This is a genomic window from uncultured Mailhella sp., assembly GCF_944324995.1.
In the GTDB taxonomy this organism is placed as follows: Bacteria; Desulfobacterota; Desulfovibrionia; order Desulfovibrionales; family Desulfovibrionaceae; genus Mailhella.
Genome location: NZ_CALUYL010000042.1, coordinates 1 through 6794, shown reverse-complemented (window position 1 = coordinate 6794; position 6794 = coordinate 1). Strand labels below are relative to the sequence as shown.

7 protein-coding genes and 1 tRNA gene are annotated in these 6794 nt (G+C 59.8%); 5 read left to right on the top strand and 3 right to left on the bottom strand.

The window, feature by feature from the left end:
- Positions 1–76: 76 nt before the first annotated feature.
- The 5 genes from rpsL to Q0K02_RS12290 all read left to right on the top strand — a co-directional run bounded on the left by rpsL (position 77) and on the right by Q0K02_RS12290 (position 4241).
- Positions 77–451, top strand: coding sequence for a 30S ribosomal protein S12 (gene rpsL / locus Q0K02_RS12310; protein WP_077073592.1), 375 nt, complete (start codon positions 77–79; stop codon positions 449–451).
- Between the two features lie 79 nt (positions 452–530).
- Positions 531–1001, top strand: coding sequence for a 30S ribosomal protein S7 (gene rpsG, locus Q0K02_RS12305; protein ID WP_294445329.1), 471 nt, complete (start codon positions 531–533; stop codon positions 999–1001).
- A 6-nt stretch (positions 1002–1007) separates the two neighbouring features.
- Complete coding sequence (gene fusA, locus Q0K02_RS12300) at positions 1008–3083, top strand: elongation factor G (RefSeq protein WP_294489471.1); 2076 nt, start codon at positions 1008–1010, stop codon at positions 3081–3083.
- Between the two features lie 77 nt (positions 3084–3160).
- Complete coding sequence (locus Q0K02_RS12295; protein ID WP_294489468.1) at positions 3161–3745, top strand: sugar O-acetyltransferase; 585 nt, start codon at positions 3161–3163, stop codon at positions 3743–3745.
- Between the two features lie 85 nt (positions 3746–3830).
- Positions 3831–4241: an OsmC family protein gene (locus Q0K02_RS12290; RefSeq protein ID WP_294489465.1), complete on the top strand. Its 411-nt coding sequence runs from the start codon at positions 3831–3833 to the stop codon at positions 4239–4241.
- A gap of 750 nt (positions 4242–4991) precedes the next feature.
- On the opposite strand, the gene Q0K02_RS12285 is transcribed toward Q0K02_RS12290, so the two are convergent.
- From Q0K02_RS12285 to pal, 3 genes are all read right to left on the bottom strand, one after another.
- Complete coding sequence (locus tag Q0K02_RS12285; RefSeq protein WP_294489462.1) at positions 4992–5459, bottom strand: universal stress protein; 468 nt, start codon at positions 5457–5459, stop codon at positions 4992–4994.
- 753 nt (positions 5460–6212) lie between these two features.
- Positions 6213–6287: transfer RNA gene (locus Q0K02_RS12280), tRNA-Pro, on the bottom strand.
- A gap of 57 nt (positions 6288–6344) precedes the next feature.
- The gene (gene pal / locus Q0K02_RS12275; protein WP_294489474.1) at positions 6345–6779 is read right to left on the bottom strand and encodes a peptidoglycan-associated lipoprotein Pal; all 435 of its coding nucleotides are present in this window, start codon (positions 6777–6779) and stop codon (positions 6345–6347) included.
- Between the last annotated feature and the right edge of the window lie 15 nt (positions 6780–6794).

The following is a 6794-nucleotide window of genomic DNA, read 5'->3' as shown; positions in this document are numbered from 1 at the left end:
CTTGACAAATTAATCATTCAAAGATATTTGATATCGTTCTTTGGCCTAACTTTGTGTTTTTATTTTGGAGGAACACATGCCTACTATTCAGCAGCTTATCCGTATCGAACGGAAGAAGGTGGTGAAGAGAAAGAAGACCCCGGCCCTGCAGGAATGCCCCCAGCGCCGCGGCGTGTGCACCCGCGTGTACACCACCACCCCCAAGAAGCCTAACTCCGCTCTTCGTAAGGTCGCCCGTGTGCGCCTGACCAACGGCATCGAAGTGTCGGCTTACATCCCCGGCGAAGGCCACAACCTTCAGGAACACTCCGTCGTGATGATCCGCGGCGGCCGTGTGAAGGACCTTCCCGGTGTCCGTTACCACATCGTTCGTGGTACCCTGGACACCTCCGGCGTGCAGGATCGCCGTCAGCGTCGTTCCAAGTACGGCGCCAAGCGTCCCAAGAACTGATCCTAGAGCCCCGCGCTCCATTTTTATGGTCTCTCAGTGGTTCTGAAGGCCATTCCAACTTGTTTACGGAGGAATCACCATGCCCCGCAAAGGTCCCATTGCAAAAAGGGAAATCTTGCCCGATCCTATTTACAACAGCCGCCTCGTGGCCCGCTTCGTGAACCGTCTCATGTACGACGGCAAGAAGGGCCCCGCGGAAACCATCTTCTACCGTTCGCTGGAAATCCTCGGCGAAAAGACCGGTGAAGACGCTCTGCACGCTTTCGAGAAGGCTGTGGAAAACGTGAAGCCCCACGTTGAAGTCAAGTCCCGTCGCGTCGGCGGCGCCAACTATCAGGTGCCCGTCGAAGTGCGTCCCGAACGCCAGATCTCCCTGGCGCTGCGCTGGCTCATCACCTATTCCCGCGCCCGCGGCGAAAAGGGCATGATCGCCAAGCTCTCCGCCGAACTCATCGACGCCTTCAACAACCGTGGTGGTTCCGTGAAGAAGAAGGAAGACACCCACCGCATGGCCGAAGCCAACAAGGCTTTCGCTCATTTCCGCTGGTAGGCCGCCATGTCGAACCGTACCTTTGAAATCAAGGATCTGCGCAATATCGGCATCATGGCCCATATTGACGCCGGCAAGACGACGACCACCGAACGCATCCTTTTCTACACCGGCGTGAACCACAAGATTGGTGAAACGCACGAAGGCGAGTCCACCATGGACTGGATGGAACAGGAAAAGGAACGCGGCATCACCATCACTTCCGCCGCCACCCACTGCCAGTGGAAGGGCCGCACCATCAACATCATCGACACCCCCGGACACGTGGACTTCACCATCGAAGTGGAACGTTCCCTGCGCGTGCTCGACGGTGCCGTGGCCGTGTTCGACGGCGTGAACGGCGTGGAACCCCAGTCTGAAACGGTGTGGCGTCAGGCCAACCGTTACAACGTGCCCCGCATCTGCTTCATCAACAAGATGGACAGAATCGGCGCCGACTTCTTCCATTCCGTGCAGACCATCCATGATCGTCTGAAGGCCAACCCCGTCATGCTGCAGCTGCCCATCGGCCACGAAGACGAATTCCGCGGCGTGGTGGACCTCGTCAAGGGCAAGGCCATCATGTTCGACAAGGACAGCAAGGGCTCCAAGTTCTGGGAAGAAGAAATTCCCGCCGACCTCATGGATCTCTATGAGGAAAAGCGCCTGGAAATGATGGAAGCCGTGGCTGAAGAAGACGAAGCCATGATGGAAAAGTACCTCGAGGAAGGCACCCTTTCCGAGGAAGATCTCCATTACTGCATCCGCAAGGCCACCATCGCCCAGACCATCGTGCCCGTGCTGTGCGGCACCGCCTTCCGCAACGTGGGCGTGCAGCCCCTGCTCGACGCCATCGTCGAGTACCTGCCTTCTCCGCTCGACATCGAGCAGATGAAGGGCACGAATCCCAACACCGGCGAAGAAGTCACCTGCCCCGCCGACGACAAGGCTCCTCTGGCCGGTCTCGTGTTCAAGCTGGCCGCCGACCCCTACATCGGCCACCTCTCCTTCTTCCGCGTGTACTCCGGCTATGTGGAACCCGGCATGTCCGTGCTGAACTCCACCTCCGGCAAGACCGAACGCATCGGCCGTATCGTGCGCATGCACGCCAACAAGCGTGAAGAAATCAAGTGGGCCGGCGCCGGCGACATCGTCGCCCTCGTGGGCCTCAAGAACGTCTCCACCGGCGACACCCTCTGCCACGACGACGCTCCCGTGGTTCTGGAATCCCTGGACATCCCGGATCCCGTCATCCAGGTGGCCATCGAGCCCAAGACCAAGGCCGACCGCGACGCTCTGTCCGCCGCCCTCAACAAGCTCTCCAAGGAAGATCCTTCCTTCCGCGTGACGGGCGACGAGGAAACCGGTCAGACCCTCATCGCCGGCATGGGCGAGCTGCACCTCGACATCATCGTCGACCGCCTCACCCGTGAATTCAACGTGAACGCCAACGTGGGCAAGCCCCAGGTGGCGTATCGCGAAACCATCACCAAACCCTCCAAGTCCGACACCAAGTACGCCAAGCAGTCCGGCGGTCGCGGTCAGTACGGTCACGCCGTCATCGAGATCGAGCCGAATCCTGGCAAGGGCTACGAGTTCATCAACTCCATCACCGGCGGCGTCATTCCCAAGGAATACATCCCCGCCATCGACAAGGGTATTCAGGACGCCCTGAAGAGCGGCGTGCTTGCCGGCTATCCCGCCGTCGACGTGAAGGTCAACCTCGTGTTCGGTTCCTACCACGAAGTGGACTCCTCCGAACAGGCCTTCTACGTGACCGGCTCCATGGCCATCAAGGACGCCATGCGCAAGGCCAGCCCCGTGCTGCTGGAACCCATCATGAGCGTGGAAGTGGTGACTCCCGAAGACTACCTCGGCGACGTCATGGGCGACCTCAACGGTCGTCGCGGCAAGGTGCAGGCCATGGAAGCCCGCGCCGGCGCCCAGGTCATCAGCTGCTTCGTGCCGCTGTCCGAAATGTTCGGCTACGCTACCGACCTGCGCTCCCGCACTCAGGGCCGCGCCACCTTCAGCATGCAGTTCGACCACTACGAAAAAGTGCCGGCCAGCATTTCTGAAGAACTGGTAGCCAAGAAGAAATAAGCAGGGATTTCCCTGACAGGCCAAAGAACTCGAAGGCCGGGGCGCAAGCTCCGGCCTTTTCTTTTGCGGAGAATGACATGACGGAACGGGAAAAAATGATTGCGGGTCAGATCTACAGCGTGCAGGACGAAGAACTCATCCGCCTGCACCGCGCCTGCGTGGACGCCTGCGTGCTCTGCGACCGATATCTTCCCTCGCAGCTCGACGAACGGCGCGAGCATCTGCGCCGCATTCTGGGCCGCACGGGAGAAAACTTTCTCATCGAGCCGGGCTTTCGCTGCGACTACGGCTTCAACATCGAAATCGGCGAAAACTTCTTTGCCAACTACAATCTCGTGATTCTCGACTGTGCGCCCGTGCGCTTCGGCCGCAACTGCTTCATCGGGCCGCAGTGCGGCATCTACACCGCCGTGCATCCGCTGGACGCCAGGGAACGCGCCTCGGGTCTGGAATACGCAAGGCCCGTCACCGTGGGCGACGACGTGTGGTTCGGCGGGCACGTCACCGTTCTGCCGGGCGTCAGCATCGGCGACGGAGCCGTCATCGGCGCAGGCAGCGTGGTCACGCGCAACATTCCAGCGCGCGTGGTGGCGGCGGGCAATCCCTGCCGCGTGCTGCGCCCCATTGACAAGAATCCCGTTTCAGACCGGAGCGTTGACTAAACGCGCGTATGCCGCTATTGCTTGCTCCAAATCAACCGCAGCGGTCGGACGCAAAAGCGCCCGCACCGGGCAAAGGAGTTCACTCATGGCCAACATGAAAGCGAAATATCTCGGCGACCTGCGCGTGGAATGCACGCACGTTGCCAGCGGAACCACCATCGTCACCGACGCCCCGGTGGACAATCAGGGCAAGGGCGAGGCCTTTTCCCCCACCGATCTGTGCGCCACGGCTCTGGCCTCCTGCGCCATGACCATCATCGGCATCTACGCCAAACAGCACGACGTGGACGTCACCGGCACGGAAATTTCCATCACCAAGGTCATGAGCGCGAGTCCCCGCCGCATCGGCAAAATAGAAGTCGTGCTCGACATGCCCGACCGCGAATACACCGATCGCCAGAAGGCCGCCATCGAGCACTGCGCGCACACCTGCCCCGTGCATCTGAGTCTGCATCCGGACGTGGAACAGGAATTTATTTTCCGCTGGAAGCACTGATCGAGTTCCGCCGTCACGGCGACCTTGCGGCCTGCATCAACGTGCAGGCCGTTTTTTATGCCCGCGTCGGCAGACGACGGACTTCGCCCTTCCCCGCCCGCACGCTTCATCGCTCCGCGCTGTTCGGCATGCCGGGCCTTCCCTCCTCTTTGCCCGACGGACATTGTCCGAGGTTCTCCCCTGTTTTCGTCATCCTCGTCCCGTTTCCCTCATCCCGCTGTCCGCGAGCCGCCTTTGCCTTGCCTGAGCAAGCGCCTTTTCTATTTCTCGTCTCGCCTTCGCCTTTCTCCGCACTGCGTCTCGAAGGAGGTCACCGCGAACGCCGTCCGTCGAGACTCACGACTCGGAGCCTGCGGCGCGTCCAGAGGAAAAGCGCCGCAAAACTCGGCCCCCTCGCATTCTTTTAAGGGAGCTCTCTCCGGGCACGACGACGCAAAGGTCAAACCGCTCACCTTCGGGCATTCTTCCCCTCCTGTGCCCCTTGCATGCCGTTCTCTTCGCGCCTCATGCGCCCTCGCCCCGAAACAAAAGATACTCCCCGACAACGCCGAGCCTCCGCAGGCTCCGTGCGTCTTCCCGTCCTTCCCCTGCGTCCTCATGTTGCGCCCGCCTTCCGACGGCCTCCCCGTGTCCTTTTTCCCCGGTACACGTTCCGACAACATCCGACATGCTTTCGTCCTGCTGAATCCCATACGCAAAAGGCCCGCCTGCATGAAGCAGACGGGCCCTTGCACTGCAAAAAAACGCCGATTAGAACTCAGGCGTGCATTCCAGGCTGAGATCGTTGGGGATCACCATGACGGGAATGCGGGTCTTGCCGATGATGCTTTCGGAAGGCTTGTTGAACAGAGAACCGAACAGGCCCTTGGTGGACATGCTGCCGATAACGATGAGATCGGCGCAGTACTTGTCGATGACCTTGAGCAGTTCCTCTTCCACCTTGCCTTCGGTCAGCACGATGGTGGTGTCGAGACCGGCGAAATGCTTGTTCACGTATTCGGTGAACGCCTCTTCGTTGGCCTTGCGGCTTTCTTCAATGAGCTTTTCCACCATGTTCTTGCTGCCGGTGCGGCGCAGAATGGCTTCGTTGTCGGCGGCCACGTGAACGAGAATCAGCTTGGCTTCGTTCTGGCGGGTGATGTCGTTGACGTACTGCGCCACGTCGTCAGGGTTTTCGGAAAGGCTGATGCAGCAGACAATATTGGAAAAAACAGACATGATATCCTCCTGTTTTTGATGAGCGGAATAATGCTTCGTCACGCTCTACTTTTCCGTAATAGGGAATCCGTTGTCAAGCAGATGTAAAAAAAAACATGCCGGGACAACAGTTTTTCATTTTGCGCCCGTCGTTCTGCCGCAACTCGCATCGGGAAAGAACAAGCCTGAAAAAATTTTTTCTTTCCGGGCGCGCGAGGAGCTGCAAACCTTCTTTTCCCCGCCCCGTCGCCGCACGATTCGGCAGCAATACACGCTGATTTCAGACTGGCCGACGCACACCGGGCTCCGACGTTTCGGAAAGTCCGGTCCGGTTTCTTCCGCGCGTGCCAGAAAAATCCCTGTAAAAACGCGGCGGAACACTCTGCCGCCGACACATGTCCCGCGCTGCCTGCAAAGCGGCGCCGCCTTTCGCCGCCGCGCTCCGGTCTGGCCCGAGCCGCAGTTTCAAGACGCACGACGAGCGCATGGCCCCTCGCTCCAAAACGCACAGGCAGCGCCGAAATTCAAGTCCGCGTCTTCCGCCGTTGCCTCCCAAAGACGCCTCTCGTCAGGCCCCGCCGAACCCGCCCCGACAACAGGTCGCCGTCTTTCGGCGTCATCACGGCTGCTCCGGCCTCAAGCAGGAGCCCGGCACTCCCGTCCGGCACGAAACGGCATCCCTTTTTTAGGGATTCGGCGCGCGTCGTCAGACTCAGACGCCGCCTGACGGCAAATAAAAAAAAAGAGTCGCGACACACGGTCACAACTCCGAAATGGTCGGGGCGACTGGATTTGAACCAGCGACTTTCTGCTCCCAAAGCAGACGCGCTACCCCTGCGCCACGCCCCGAACATAAAAAAACGGCTGCCCTGTAGAGGACACAGGGCAGCCGAAAATCAGCTGAAACTAGCGGGCGATGACGTTGAATTCGTCACGACGGTTCTTGGCCCACACAGCTTCACCGGTACCTTCAACGGCGGGACGTTCCTTGCCGTAGGAGATGATGTCGAGCTGGTCGGCAGGCACGCCGAGGCGGATCATGTATTCATAGGCAGCGCGGGCACGACGTTCGCCGAGGGCGAGGTTGTATTCCTGGGTGCCGCGTTCGTCGCAGTTGCCTTCAATGCGCACGCGGATGGAAGGATACTGCTTCATGAGTTCAGCCTTCTGCTGCAGCATGTCGCGATATTCAGCCTTGATGTCGTACTTGTCGAAGTCGAAGTACACGACACCGTCGGTGATCTGCTGAGCAGCAGCGTCAAGGGCGGAAGAAGAGGAAGCCACGGGAGCGGGTTCCACGTTTTCCACTTCAGCGTTCTTCTTAGCGCAGCCGGCGCCCATGCCGAGAGCCAGAGC